We start from the raw sequence: 12,845 nt of genomic DNA, 5'->3' as shown, positions 1-12,845 counted from the left end.
CGATGAAGGATCGTATCCGTCTTGATGCCGAAGGTTTTTCGATAAAATCCAATGATATCAGAATAGCATATTTTCCCATTGTAAAGGCAAGCATCTAAAGTTAAATGAAACAAAGCCGTCCCGCGCCCCAAAAGCGCGATAGACGGCTTATTTATAGAAGTAAATTAATTGGCCAAATGGACCTGATGCCTTAGCTCCAGCACGAAAGTACTGCCGATATCCGAGCTGCTGTCCAGCTTCAACTCTCCACCCTGGGCGCGGGCAAGCAAACGGCTGTAGGTCAATCCCAGACCCAGCCCGCGCACCTTGCGTTTTTTCGATTCCCCGCGGTAAAAGCGTTCGAAAATCTGGCTCTGTTCGTCCGTCGCAATCCCGCTGCCGTTATCGCTGACGGCAATTTCAATATGATTATCGCGGGCCGTAAGCAGGATACCGATTTGCAGCGGACGCTCGCAAGTTGCAGCCTGAAGCGCGTTATTCAACAAATTGACGATAATCTGCTGAATTCGGAGCGCGTCTCCGCCGGTTAGCAAATCTCCGTCTTCGGAATTCACGGCAACTGTGACCTCGTCTTTCTCATGCGCCAGTTTCCATTGATACACAATTTCCTCAACGAGCACCTTCACATCGAGGTGATCGCTCCGCATCTCCAAACTGCCTGAGGACATCGCGTTGTAATTGAGCAAATCGGCCACCATCCGCTCCATCCGTTCCGATTCTTTGAGTGCGATATCGAGAAACTCCTCCGCTTCCTCCGGGCTGACAACATCCTCACGCACAGCCAGCAACAGTCCTTTTATGGACGTGACCGGAGTTTTCAGTTCATGCGTAACGCCGGCTAGCGACAGGGCACGCCATTCCTCCAGCTGCTTCAGCCGTAAGGCCATGTCTTTAAAGGAACCGACCAGTTCATTGATCTCCCGTTCCCGCGTCTTCACGTTCAACTCGACATCATATGAGCCCGCGGCAATTTGCCTGGCGCTGTGAGCCACGCTGCGAATCGGGCGGGACAACTTCCGGGACAAGGAATACAGAGTAATCCAGCCGCACAGGATGAGCGTAAGCAGCAGCACCACGATCAAGATAATCTCATTCGGACTATAAGTGAGCGAGCGCTTGGATTGTAACAGCGATACCTGCCCCATCGGCTCACTGCCGCTCATAATCGGCGTTGTCACGGCAAGAAACCGGTGGTCCTTCGAGCGGGCAAGGTCATCCGTCAGCTTGTTCCGCATTTGCCCCTCGCTGATCTCCGGCCGGGAAAAGACCAGATTCCCCTGTTTGTCGGTAATAATCAGACATAGCTCGTTTTTGTCCAAATTGAAATAGACAAACCTGCTTTTCAACAGCCCATCGAACTCGGGCGGGATCACGATCTCCCCTCCGGGGGAAGCTACCCGCTCTGAAATTTCCTGCCCCAGCAGACCCGTCGTCTTCAGCCGGTTGTCCATCGCCGTTTCCCGGATCCAGTAAACGGCGGCCAAGGCAATGATGGCTAAACCGAGACATAAAATAATGAAGTACCGGATCGTCCAATACGACAAGATCGAAGTTTGTTTCGAATTTATTCTCTGATCCACAACTGATACCCCATTCCCCGCAGCGTACGGATTTCTCCTTCTTCGATAGACCAGTGGGACAGCGATTGCCGCAACCGTTTGATGGATAAATCGACCGCACGGTCGCTGCCGTCGTAATCGATTCCCCACACCTGTTCAATCAGCTGCTCCCGGGTAAACGTCCGGTTTGGCCACTCCGACAAAAACAGCATCAAAGCAAGCTCACGGGGATTTAACGCGACCTCCGCCCCGTTCACCATCACCTGCTTGGCAGCAAGGTCGATGACCAAATTGCCGTAAATCCGCTTGCTCCCCCGGTCAATCCAATGAGGCTGCCGGCGCAACACGGCATTTACCCGCGCGACCACCTCTTCCGGGACGAAAGGCTTAATCATATAATCATCGGCACCGCCGTCGAGACCCGCCAGCCGGTCGGCAATGCCGTCCCGTGCCGTCAGCATGATGACGGGACAGGCGCTGGTTTCCCGAATCGTGGACAGCAGTGCCATTCCGTCGGTATCGGGTAGCATCAGGTCAAGCAGAATCAGCTCCGGGCCATTCGCTTCGAATAACTCCAATGCCGCTGCCCCGTTAGATGCCCTGAGAGGCAGGAATCCCGCCTTCCTAAGATAGGCGGCAAGGACGCGTGAGATCGCCTCTTCATCTTCTACAATAAGTACGGTTTTCACAGCATCCTCCTTTTGGATCGTGTATTGGCGAATAATTTATTTTTGATATACATAGATTCTCGTATTTAATCATTTAACATATCCTTGCCTCCCCCGCAAGTATCTCAAAACCTTTTATCCACCTAAATTGGTATGAGGTGGAACTTCGTGCGGACATCTTCCCGACACATTAGGGTGTTAGATTAGGAAACAGATCAGGATAGGAGGAATAAATCCATGAACAAAAAAACTAGAAATTGGATCATTACAGGCGCTGCTGCAGTTCTACTCGTCGGTGCGGGCGGCTATGCATTCCTAGATCAATATTTGGGCAATCAGGTTGAAATTACGAAAGCCATTCCTGCCGGAAGCTCAACCGTTAATTCGGCACCGGCCGATGCTTCGGCTAATGCGGCGGAAAGTCAGGAAGGAGGCGCGGTAGTAGACCCTGCCCAGTTGAATGGAGAATGGGCGATCGCCGCGGACTCGAAAGTTTATTTTTCGGTCACTACCTCCAGGGAGACGGTGAATTTCGAAAATACAGCGGTTAGCGGCAGTTGGGTTATTGACCTGGAAGATTCCGCCAAGATGAAAGCTGACGGCAAGATAGACATGACCCAAGTAAGTTCCGGAAACGGCCAACGGGACGGGCATATCCAGCAGGCGGAATTCTTCAACGTAGCGGAATTTCCGGAAGCTTCCTTTACGGCTTCCTCCTTTGAGGGGCTGCCTGCAGAATGGACGGAAGGTTCGGTCTATGACTTTACCATGAACGGTACACTGACCGTCAAAGGGATCGATAAGGAAGTCTCGTTTGACGGGCAGGCACTGTATCAGGAAGGTCAGGTTAGATTATCAGGTCTGACAAAAGTAACCTTTGCCGACTTCGGCATGGAAAATCCGCATTCGGTCGTACTCGAAACCGAAAATGACATTTCCGTCCAGCTCGAGCTTGTGCTCGAACGCTGAGCTAAATAAATAATGGCAATGCCGAGGTCTTAGACCTTGGCATTGCCCTTTATATTTATGCTAATTTAGCTTACGCCTTAGCTCCGGCCGCTGTCTGAGCGATCTTAGAGCTTTCTTCCTTTGCGTCTTGCGGAGCCGCACCTGCCGGAGCCGCTTCATTGGTTGTGCGGAGCGGAAGTTCCTTCAGGAAAAATACCAGAACGAATGCCACAACCAGTACGAGCGTAGCCGTCAAGAACACGACGGACAGCGTATCGCCAAGTGCATCGCGAATCGCTGCGATCATTTGCGCGAACAAAGGCTTAATATCGGCTGGCAGGCTTGCCTGCGTTTGCTCGATCAGCGGCTTGTTCATCAGCGCTTGCGGATTGGCAAATGCCGTCAACTGCTTCGCCATTTCAGGATCAACTTTGCTGAAGTCCGGAGCGTCTGCCGACGTCATCGCTGTCTTCAGGTTGGTTGTCAGGCTGTTGGACATAACCGTACCCATCACTGCGATACCGATCGTACCGCCGAGGTTACGGAACAATTGGGAAGAAGCCGTAACAACACCGAGTTCCTTATGTGGAACCGCATTTTGCGTAGCCAGCGAGAATACGGGCATCCCCAAACCAAGACCGACACCGAATACGATCATGGCCAGAACCGCCATCCAGACGCTGTTCATAATTACCATCAACGCCATACCTACTATCATAATCGGTACGCCGATCAAGGCATAGCGTTTGTACTTGCCTTTTTTGGCAATGAGTTGACCTGTGATGGCACTCGTTACGACCATGAAGATGGACATTGGCATCGTAACATACCCGGAATAAGTAGGAGAAATACCCATGACGCCTTGCACGAAGAACGAGATATAGATCATGGCGCCCATCATGCCGAAGTTCATAATGAACCCGATGATATTTGAAATCGTAACGACGCCGTTTTTAAACAGATGCATCGGCAAAATCGGATTTTTGGTTTTCAATTCGACGAACACAAAAATGATAGCCGAAACTAAAGTAACCCCGAGAAGGCCCAAAATTTGCACCGAACCCCAGTCATATTGCGTACCTGCCCAAGAAAACGCCAGCAACAGCGGTACGATGGTCGTAGTCATGAACAACGAACCGAGATAGTCGATGCTTTCCCCGCGCTTGCGATCCACTTTCGGGAACAAAGTAAGAATCATGATGAAGGCGACGATGCCGAGCGGCAGGAAGATCCAGAACAGCCAGTGCCAATCCAGATGATCTACCAGATATCCGCCAAGCGTCGGGCCGAGTACGCTGGAGAAACCGAAGATTGCAGTCATGAAGCCCATCCATTTACCGCGTTCGCGCGGAGCGAACAAGTCCCCTACCGCCGTGAAGGCCGTGGATTGAATAATACCGGCACCGATCCCTTGGATCCCCCGGTAAGTAATGAATTGAAATACGTCGTCGGAAGTCCCTGTCAGGAAGGCTCCGACCATAAACAATAATATACCGATTAATATAAACGGTTTGCGTCCGAACATATCGGACAGTTTGCCGACCAGCACGGTTGCAATCGTCGAGGTTAACAAATAAATGTTAATCGTCCACGTGTAATAATCCATGCCGTCCAGGATCGATATGATCCGCGGCATCGCGGTACTCGTGATCGTCTGGTTAATTGCCGCAAAGAACATGGCCGCCATAATGGCGATCATGATCGTCACTTTGCGCTTTTGTGATAAGTGTTCCATTTTCTCTCTCCACCTCTGTTTATCTATTTATCTCTATTCTCTATTTCTTGATTATCTCTCGAAATTGGCAAGCATAGCCGTAAAAATCCGCTTCAGATGCATGATATCCTCTTCGTCCAACGAACTGAAAATCGTCTGCGTCGATTCCTCGTGATTTTCCGTAATCGTCCGGATAATTTCTTGCCCTTTTTCGGTAGCCGCAATGTAAACGACCCTGCGGTCCTTCTCGTCCCGGTCTCTTGTGACATAGCCTTCCATCAGAAGGCGGTCCGTCAAGCCGGTAATGGCCGCCGAGGTTAGCCCCAGCTTTTCCGCCAAATGCGAAACCTTTTGCTGTCCGGTCCTAGTCAAAATATGAAGCATTTTAAACTGCGGAAAACTCAAGTTGTATTCCGCCCCCCGTTTGTTCCACTCCTGCGAAATGGCTTTAATGAGCGTTCCGAACATCGTGGTCACTTCAAGCAGCGTTTCTTTTTGTACCAACTGGATTCCCTCCATATGAGTCTTCTCTCTTTTTGATTGCACCTCGCTTGCTTTACATATATAAAAATTTTAATTAAATAACTGAAATAATTATGACTTAATTATTAAAGCATTTACTAATATAATGGAATTGAATGAACTAGTCAAGTGACATGCCTCCGGGAATTTTTGCATCACACCAAAAGCCAAGTACAAATAAGCAAGAGGAATAGTCCTCTTGCTTGAATAGCATGCTGGTTTGCTTGTTATGGAGGGCTTTGAGCCGATTGGGCCGTCGGGTAACAATTAACTGCATTTCCTCCAGTTAATTGTTCCGCATATCCCCAAAAAGCAAGATTAGATGGAAAACCTCCATCTAATTAAACCTATCCACCCGCAACTCCTCAGTATTCGCAAAATTAACTGGAGGTTTTCCAGTTAATCGCAGCATTTTGGGCAAATCAGCAAAATTAGTTGGAGGTTTTCCAGTTATTCTTTCCTTGCGTGCAAAATGAGGTGGATTACCTTCCACGTTTATTGCAATGATCCGAATTTTTGCGTCTTAAATTCTTCATCCTTTATAGGCATGCTTGTAAAGCTGCTCGGCCAGGTCTTCAATCAAGTCACCATAGGCCAATTTGTTGACCCAATGGTCGGGAATTGCCGCGAAACCGTAATAGGCTCCCGCCAACTGCCCATATACCGCCGCCGTCGTGTCGGCGTCCTCCCCAAGATTTACGGCCAGCAGAACGCCTTCCTCATAAGTGTTTGACTTATAGAAGGCCCATAATGCCGCTTCCAGTGATTTAACGACATAGCCGGTACCGCGGATGAGCGGGGGCTCGCTATCTTTATACGATCCTCCGAGCACTTCCCCCACCTTTGGACCTAACGGGGCGGTCCCCATGAACTCCTTAATGGGCTTATCCGACAAAATGTCCTCCTTGCTCCATCCGTGAAGCGCGCCGAGAAGACAGGCGGCAAATCCCCGGCAGGCATCGATGCATTCCGTCGCGGCATGCGTCGTTTTGGAGCTTAGCTCCGCAAAGTGAATGGCTCTCTCTGGCTCCGCTCCATAAAACATCGGGACAGGGGCGAGTCTCATGATGGAGCCGTTGCCTGCCGAATTAGGATCCTGCGATCCCGAGTAGCCTTCTCCGGTTCGCTCAAAATTCAAGATCGCCTCTTTCGTGGCGTTTCCGATATCAAAACATTCCCCGGTGGAGCTTAAGTACCCGTACATCATCCAGCTGTGATAGCGGGCCATCTGGGCTTTGGGGTCGAATCCTTGTTTATCCAGCAAACTCTCCGCCAGGCAGAGAGCCATGGAAGTATCATCCGTCCATTGTCCGGCCCGAAGCCCAAACACACCGCCGCCGATCATATCGGTCACGGGGGCAAAGGTTCCCGGTGCCGAGAATTCGACGGTCGTTCCGATCGCGTCGCCCACCGCCAGCCCGACCAGGCATCCTTTGTAACGGTCAAGTGAAGATGCTGTCATTTTCTCACCTCATCCAATAGGTATCACAGTATAAATTACTGTACTATAATCATAGGAAGTGGGGTTGGCCTAAAAAACAAACCAAAGGAGTGAAATTCATGTCCGCATCCCGTTTTAAACCCCGGTTTAAACATTATACCATCATGGGGTTATCACTTTTGCTGATCCTTATGGCCTGCAGCTTCACCCGAGAAGGTAACGCAGCTGCCGCCAGGGACAATAAGACTCATCCGGAGGGTGTAGAGGAGTCTGTCGTCATCAAGCAGAACAAACTGCCGAAAGGCTTTGTTTATCTGGATGAAGTCATTCCGACCGCCCAGTATGATATCCGATATTATAGCGATAATAACTTTATCGGGCAGCAGATAAAAGGTTATGAAGCCCCCTTGGCCATCCTGACGTCCAAAGCGGCCAAAGCGCTGAAGAAAGCGAATGGCGAGTTGGACAAGCAAGGATATCGGCTCAAAATCATCGATGCCTACCGTCCGCAAAAAGCCGTAAACCACTTCATCTCCTGGTCCAAGAAAAGCGATGATATCCTGATGAAGGATCTATTTTATCCGGACGTCGATAAAAAGAACCTGTTCAAGCTCGGCTACCTCTCCAGCAAATCCGGACACTCCAGGGGCAGCACGGTCGATCTGACGCTCGTCTATAAAAGAACCGGCGAAGAGGTCGATATGGGCAGCCGGGTGGACTTTCTCGGCGAAATTTCCAGCCATGGCACGAAGCTGATTGCGAAAGAGCAGCGAAAGAACCGGTATATTCTCAAAACCGCCATGGTGAACCAAGGCTTCAAGCCTTACAGCAAAGAATGGTGGCATTATACGCTGAAAAATGAACCGTATCCCTCTACCTATTTTAACTTTGACGTTGAGTAATCGGCTCCACGCGATCTTATACATTCGCGCAAAGCCGGGTTGCGTATCAGTCAGCCGCCATATTCACAGTTCCATCCACTCCGCTCGCCCTTCAACTTTTACGTTTACAGGAAAACGGGACGCCGGTCTACGCGAAAAAAACCATATCCTTTGATCCCTGACTACAATGAATAAACCCAGTTCATCTCCGACCGGCGTCAACCCTTCGCTATCCTCTTTCCAGTTCGGAAATCCTTGACGATTAAGTTCCCTCACAAACGGGATTACCTCGTCCCGGACGATTCCGATTTCGCTGACACAGAGCAAAGAACGGGATGAGAATGCCTCCTCCGAAGCGTTTTTCAGGTTATGTCTGGCTATAAACTCCACGATATTCCCCGCAGGATCTTCGAAATAAACCGAGTGGGCATTCCATGAAGTAAAAAACACTTCATTCTCTCCGTCCTCCATCTGGAGCGAAGCCCGGCTGCTCAGCCATTCCTTGGCTTGAACCATCCTGTTTTCCGGAATATTCGCCGCGAAATGATAAAACGGGTTTCCCTCTGCTGCTTGCTCAAACCTCAGTTTGGTCCAGCCGATCCGGACAGAAAACTGCTCGGCCGTATCTTCAAAGATTTCCAGCCCCAACACATGACCGTAAAAAAATTTAAGTTGCTCCAGTTCTCCTGTCTGCAGCTTGATTTGTTCAAATATCACTCCGCGTCGCCTCCTTGCCTGCATTATAAATGATGGGCAAAGGATGTCAAACCCGGGTTCGTGCGCAAAATAAAAGACCGGCCGCCATACTGGCAACAACCGGTCTTCACTGAAACTATTCCATGTATCGGCGCTTTAAACGCCTTTCGGAAATAACGCATCATAGGCGGGGCATGGCTCCCGGTCAAGAAACTGCCGCAAGGGATCAGGTATTTCTTCGTATAAATGCTTGAGCGAAGTTCCATTGTAGATATTGCCGATGATCACCGGATGGCACAGTTCGGAAATGAGAATATCTCCGTTGCCGTGCAAATGAAGCTGTTTCTTCCCTTCAATGCAATGGGGGAAATAGACGCCCGGCTCCTCAGCGAATCCGAGTTCATTCATAAAGCGGTCCATACAGGTGAAATATAGGGTCATATCCTCTTTTTTCCGGGCAATCAGTCCGTTAACCGCGCTCTTTAAAGCTTCCCGTGCAGCGATCGATTTCCACCCGGTGTGATCCATGACGATGCTGTTCTGAATTTCATGGGTGCGGACTCCAAGCATATAAACATGATCGCTTATTTCATCCATGCGGTGCTCGGTTTCGCTGAATAGCAGCGTTTCCAGTACCGTATCCAGCCCCGCTTCGGTACAAAGCGCGATATTCTCCCGGATTTTATGATACACGCTGGGACGAATCCGATAATAATCACTAAACGATTCAGCGTTCACGAAATTAAAAGAAATATGGATATTCGTCAAACCGGCATCGGCCAACTGGCCAATACGCCCTTCATCCAGCAGACTGGCATTGGAATTTAATTGCGTATGAATGCCCCGTGACGAACAATAGTTTACAACTTCCACACAATCCCGGAATTTCAGGGTCACTTCTCCGCCGGATAGACGCACTCTTTTCAAACCCGGCAATTGTTCCAGCACTTCGATAATCTTCCCGGCGCTAATGTTGTTTCCGTCATTTCGGTTATAGGCACAGCAATAGTCGCACCGGAAATTACAATTTGAGGTCACGCCTACTTCCAGCCCCTCAAGCTCATACGTTTCCGGTTTTTCCAGCTCCAAAGCTTTGTAAGACATCCCGTCCGATCCTCCCGTTTTTTGCCCTTACGCGGGGCGTTCCAACACTAGCGATTATAAGGGCAGACGCGGGATAAAAATATGAGGAAAGCCTCTTTTTTGCCTAAAACTTGATCTGAATCAAGGTTTGAAACAGGATTCACTGATAGGATAAAACCAAGGAGGGATTCACAATGGAAAAAAAATCGCTTGGCACACTCCAGGATTATCAAGAAGATAGATTTACGAAGCGCATTGCCTTTCAAAAAGGGGAAAGCGTCGTGTTCGTTTTGAATTTCATGCCGGGACAAAAGTTACCTTCGCATCGTCATCCCGGTACCGATGTGTACATTCTGGCTCTGGAGGGAAGCGGAACGGTTGCGGTTGACGGAGTCGAGTCCGGTCTTACCAAAGGGGAGATCGTACATCTTCATGGTGACGAAGAATTCTCTTACGCCAATGACGGAGACAACCCCGCCTCTTTGTATGTCATCCTGACAAAAGTACCCGAACCCCGCTATGCGGAAAATATTTAATTGAAGCTGAAGCGAAGCCGAAAATAGAAGCAGCCTTATTCCGTTGTATGCGGCATAAGGCTGTTCCTTTTTCAGGTTAGTTGCATAAAGTTTCCGGTGTTTAATAACGGTCGGATTCATGTCCCATCGTTTCCGATTTTCTAAGAGCTTCATCTGCAGCCGCCGTGCTGACATGTTCCGTCGTTTCCCGCTTGGCATGCACCAGTCCTTCTTTTACCCGCTTGCCGTAATCCGCGTCCGCCTGGGTGAAGTGTTTGATCCAGGTTTCCTGAATTACCGGCTTACAAATCTTTAAGTTATTGACCAAATTAGAGATTAGCTCATCCCGCTCTACATCATCGAATGCACGATACGTTTGGCCCGCTTGGGCAAAATCATTGGCACGGTCAATTTTTTCCCGCACCAGCTTGGCATCATAATGCGGTTCGTGATCTTTTCCGGGCTTTGTCGCCTCCTTCAATCCGCCGAGCGTAGAAGGCTCGTAATCGACATGCGGATTGATACCGGGGTTGAGATCAACGCGGAATTCCATTTGCCCGCCACGCTGATTGGTGCCTACGTGGGTTTTGGGCGCATTAATGGGCAGCTGCAAATAATTGGTCCCTACCCGATAACGCTGGGTGTCCGAATAAGAAAAAGTGCGGCCCTGAAGCAGTTTGTCATCCGAAAAATCGAGGCCGTCAACAAGTACCCCCGTCCCGAACGCCGCCTGCTCAACCTCGGCAAAGTAATTCTCCGGGTTTTTGTTCAGCACCATTTTTCCGACAGGCAAAAAAGGAAACCGCTCCTTATCCCATAATTTCGTCGGATCCAGCGGATCGTAGTCCAGCTCCGGATGTTCCCCGTCGCTCATGATTTGAACCGACATTTCCCATTCGGGATAGTCTCCCCGTTCGATCGCTTCATATAAATCTTGAGTCGCATGGTTGTAATTCGTCGCTTGAATGGCATCGGCTTCCCGCTGGAGCAAATTCCTGATTCCTTGCTTCAAAGGCTCCCAATGATATTTGATGAGCACCGCTTCTCCGTCCCGATTAACCCATTTGTACGTATTTACGCCCGAGCCTTGCATTTGCCGGTAATTCGCCGGAATGCCCCAAGGAGAAAAAATAAATGTCACCATATGCGTCGATTCGGGGGTCTGCGAAAGAAAATCGAACATTCTTTCCGGATTAGGCAGTTTCGAGACCGGATCCGGTTTGAAGGAATGAACCATATCCGGAAATTTCAGCGGATCGCGGATAAAAAATATTTTCAAATTGTTCCCCACCAAATCCCAATTTCCGTCCTCCGTGTAAAATTTGACGGCAAATCCGCGCGGGTCGCGCAGCGTTTCAGGGGATTCCGCCCCACCGATGACCGTGGAGAAGCGGACAAATACAGGCGTCCGTTTCCCGGCCTCCTGAAACAGCTTGGCCCGGGTATATTTCGCGATGGACTCCTCTCCGACTTTGCCATAAGCTTCAAAATACCCGTGAGCGCCGGCTCCGCGGGCATGAACGACCCGTTCGGGAATCCGCTCCCGGTCAAAATGGGATACCTTCTCGAGAAGATGGTAATTCTCCAGGGTCGTCGGCCCCCGATTCCCCACCGTTCTAACATTCTGGTTATCATGAATCGGATGGCCCTGCCGATCTGTCAATAGGCTCGCTGCATCGCCTATTGTATTCTCCTGTTCTGGTCTCTTGTCCATTTCTTACCTCCGTAGGAACTTTTATGGTTATCCTCCCACATTAACCGGACATTATTCTTCGCTTGCCGCAACAACCACAAAAAACCGCCTCCCAAAATATCGGGAAGCGGTTTTCTCTCCGTAGCATAATTTCAATTTAGAACTTTAACCGGTAGATCGCCTTGTTCTCCAGCCCCCGGATGAATGGCGTCCAATCCTCCGTATCCGGCGTCGTATTCAGGGCGTCTTCCACCATTTGCAGCTTGGCATCCATGGCATCGATGAAATGGAGTGCCACAGCTTCGGCCATTTGCGGTTGGACCGGGCTTCCCCATTCGCCGAGGTTATGATGCGATAGCACCAGATGCTGCAGGCCCATCACCTTGGGTGATTCAAGCTCGATCCCCAGCCTAACAGCCGCCTCCGTTATCCAATTGGACGCCATCGAAATATGTCCCACCAGCTTGCCTTGCACACTGTATTCAGACACGATGCCGAGTTGGGCCACCATCTCTTCCGGCTTGGCGATATCATGCAGGATGATGCCTGCCTTCAATAAATCTTGATTCAGAAACGGCCGCTGTTTGCATATAAACTCGCCGAGCTCCAGCATCCGGACCATATGATAAGCGAGTCCGCCAAAATAGGCATGATGATGGGTTTTCGCGGCAGGAGCGTGCTCGAGCTTCACTTCAACTTTGCCGACGCAAAACGTGACAATCTCCCTGATTTCCTGATCGGCGATATCGCTAATCACTTGTTTTATCGTATGAATGAGGTCCACCGATGAGATCGGAGCGGAACGAATAAAATCCGTCAATTTCACGCCGTCCTCCGGCTTGGCCGGCCGGATTTGCCCAATCTTCACCTGTAATCTGTCACGGTAAGTTTGTACGAGACCCTTCACCTTGACGAGACCCATCGGAAAAAAAGTCTCCTTATCAACTGAAGAGGCATCCCACAGTTTCGCGGGCAATTCCCCGGTCGCATCGGACAGCACGATATCGAGATAATCCTTCGGCGGCGTGCTGTTGGTCTGTTTAACTTCTACCTCCTTGAGCAGGTAAAAGCCCACAAATTCATCCTGATTCCCCAGTTGTCTAATCAATGTCACGCTAGATTCCC

At 49.9% G+C, this 12,845-nt stretch carries 11 protein-coding genes and 1 pseudogene; 3 read left to right on the top strand and 9 right to left on the bottom strand.

Annotated features, from left to right (window positions below; all coding sequences use genetic code 11):
- Window positions 1-164 precede the first annotated feature (164 nt).
- Window positions 165-1,580, bottom strand: a complete 1,416-nt coding sequence (locus ACLB09_RS00145; protein WP_410767718.1) for a HAMP domain-containing sensor histidine kinase — start codon at window positions 1,578-1,580, stop codon at window positions 165-167.
- On the bottom strand, window positions 1,565-2,248 hold the full coding sequence (locus ACLB09_RS00140) for a response regulator transcription factor (protein ID WP_410767717.1): 684 nt from the start codon (window positions 2,246-2,248) through the stop codon (window positions 1,565-1,567). Before ACLB09_RS00140 ends, ACLB09_RS00145 begins: the two co-directional genes overlap by 16 nt.
- A 216-nt stretch (window positions 2,249-2,464) precedes the next feature.
- On the opposite strand from ACLB09_RS00140, the gene ACLB09_RS00135 reads away from it, so the two are divergent.
- Window positions 2,465-3,196, top strand: coding sequence for a YceI family protein (locus ACLB09_RS00135; protein WP_410767716.1), 732 nt, complete (start codon window positions 2,465-2,467; stop codon window positions 3,194-3,196).
- A 70-nt stretch (window positions 3,197-3,266) separates the two neighbouring features.
- Here ACLB09_RS00135 and ACLB09_RS00130 read toward each other — a convergent pair whose 3' ends face one another.
- From ACLB09_RS00130 to ACLB09_RS00120, 3 genes are all read right to left on the bottom strand, one after another.
- A complete protein-coding gene (locus ACLB09_RS00130; protein ID WP_410767715.1) occupies window positions 3,267-4,910 on the bottom strand; it encodes an MDR family MFS transporter in 1,644 nt (547 codons plus the stop codon).
- 51 nt (window positions 4,911-4,961) lie between these two features.
- On the bottom strand, window positions 4,962-5,393 hold the full coding sequence (locus tag ACLB09_RS00125; protein ID WP_410767714.1) for a MarR family winged helix-turn-helix transcriptional regulator: 432 nt from the start codon (window positions 5,391-5,393) through the stop codon (window positions 4,962-4,964).
- A gap of 550 nt (window positions 5,394-5,943) precedes the next feature.
- Window positions 5,944-6,873 carry an ADP-ribosylglycohydrolase family protein gene (locus tag ACLB09_RS00120; RefSeq protein WP_410767713.1) on the bottom strand — a complete coding sequence of 310 codons (930 nt, stop codon included), beginning with the start codon at window positions 6,871-6,873 and terminating at the stop codon, window positions 5,944-5,946.
- A 98-nt stretch (window positions 6,874-6,971) separates the two neighbouring features.
- Here ACLB09_RS00120 and ACLB09_RS00115 point away from each other — a divergent pair, with 98 nt between their 5' ends.
- Entirely contained in the window at window positions 6,972-7,754 is a 783-nt protein-coding gene (locus ACLB09_RS00115) for a M15 family metallopeptidase (RefSeq protein WP_410767712.1), read from the top strand.
- Window positions 7,755-7,817: 63 nt separating this feature from the next.
- On the opposite strand, the gene ACLB09_RS00110 is transcribed toward ACLB09_RS00115, so the two are convergent.
- Together ACLB09_RS00110 and ACLB09_RS00105 are read right to left on the bottom strand one after the other, a co-directional pair.
- Complete coding sequence (locus ACLB09_RS00110) at window positions 7,818-8,450, bottom strand: VOC family protein (RefSeq protein ID WP_410767711.1); 633 nt, start codon at window positions 8,448-8,450, stop codon at window positions 7,818-7,820.
- Window positions 8,451-8,585: 135 nt separating this feature from the next.
- On the bottom strand, window positions 8,586-9,533 hold the full coding sequence (locus tag ACLB09_RS00105; RefSeq protein WP_410767710.1) for a radical SAM protein: 948 nt from the start codon (window positions 9,531-9,533) through the stop codon (window positions 8,586-8,588).
- A 173-nt stretch (window positions 9,534-9,706) separates the two neighbouring features.
- Here ACLB09_RS00105 and ACLB09_RS00100 point away from each other — a divergent pair, with 173 nt between their 5' ends.
- Window positions 9,707-10,048, top strand: coding sequence for a cupin domain-containing protein (locus tag ACLB09_RS00100; RefSeq protein ID WP_410767709.1), 342 nt, complete (start codon window positions 9,707-9,709; stop codon window positions 10,046-10,048).
- A gap of 100 nt (window positions 10,049-10,148) precedes the next feature.
- Here the strand turns inward: ACLB09_RS00100 and ACLB09_RS00095 are convergent.
- A pseudogene (locus ACLB09_RS00095) lies at window positions 10,149-11,690 on the bottom strand (catalase); the annotation flags it as partial.
- 187 nt (window positions 11,691-11,877) lie between these two features.
- The gene (locus ACLB09_RS00090; RefSeq protein ID WP_410767708.1) at window positions 11,878-12,834 is read right to left on the bottom strand and encodes a 3'-5' exoribonuclease YhaM family protein; all 957 of its coding nucleotides are present in this window, start codon (window positions 12,832-12,834) and stop codon (window positions 11,878-11,880) included.
- Window positions 12,835-12,845 lie beyond the last annotated feature (11 nt).

This window comes from Fontibacillus forbon (genome assembly GCF_046559655.1).
In the GTDB taxonomy this organism is placed as follows: Bacteria; Bacillota; Bacilli; order Paenibacillales; family Paenibacillaceae; genus Fontibacillus.
This window is presented reverse-complemented; position numbering and strand designations above follow the sequence as displayed.

What these genes read in the sequence shown, in the direction of transcription:
- ACLB09_RS00105 (WP_410767710.1), bottom strand. Translation starts at nt 9,533, where the DNA reads ATGTCTTACAAAGCTTTGGAGCTGGAAAAACCGGAAACGTATGAGCTT.
- ACLB09_RS00120 (WP_410767713.1), bottom strand. Translation starts at nt 6,873, where the DNA reads ATGACAGCATCTTCACTTGACCGTTACAAAGGATGCCTGGTCGGGCTG.
- ACLB09_RS00130 (WP_410767715.1), bottom strand. Translation starts at nt 4,910, where the DNA reads ATGGAACACTTATCACAAAAGCGCAAAGTGACGATCATGATCGCCATT.
- ACLB09_RS00115 (WP_410767712.1), top strand. Translation starts at nt 6,972, where the DNA reads ATGTCCGCATCCCGTTTTAAACCCCGGTTTAAACATTATACCATCATG.
- ACLB09_RS00135 (WP_410767716.1), top strand. Translation starts at nt 2,465, where the DNA reads ATGAACAAAAAAACTAGAAATTGGATCATTACAGGCGCTGCTGCAGTT.
- ACLB09_RS00100 (WP_410767709.1), top strand. Translation starts at nt 9,707, where the DNA reads ATGGAAAAAAAATCGCTTGGCACACTCCAGGATTATCAAGAAGATAGA.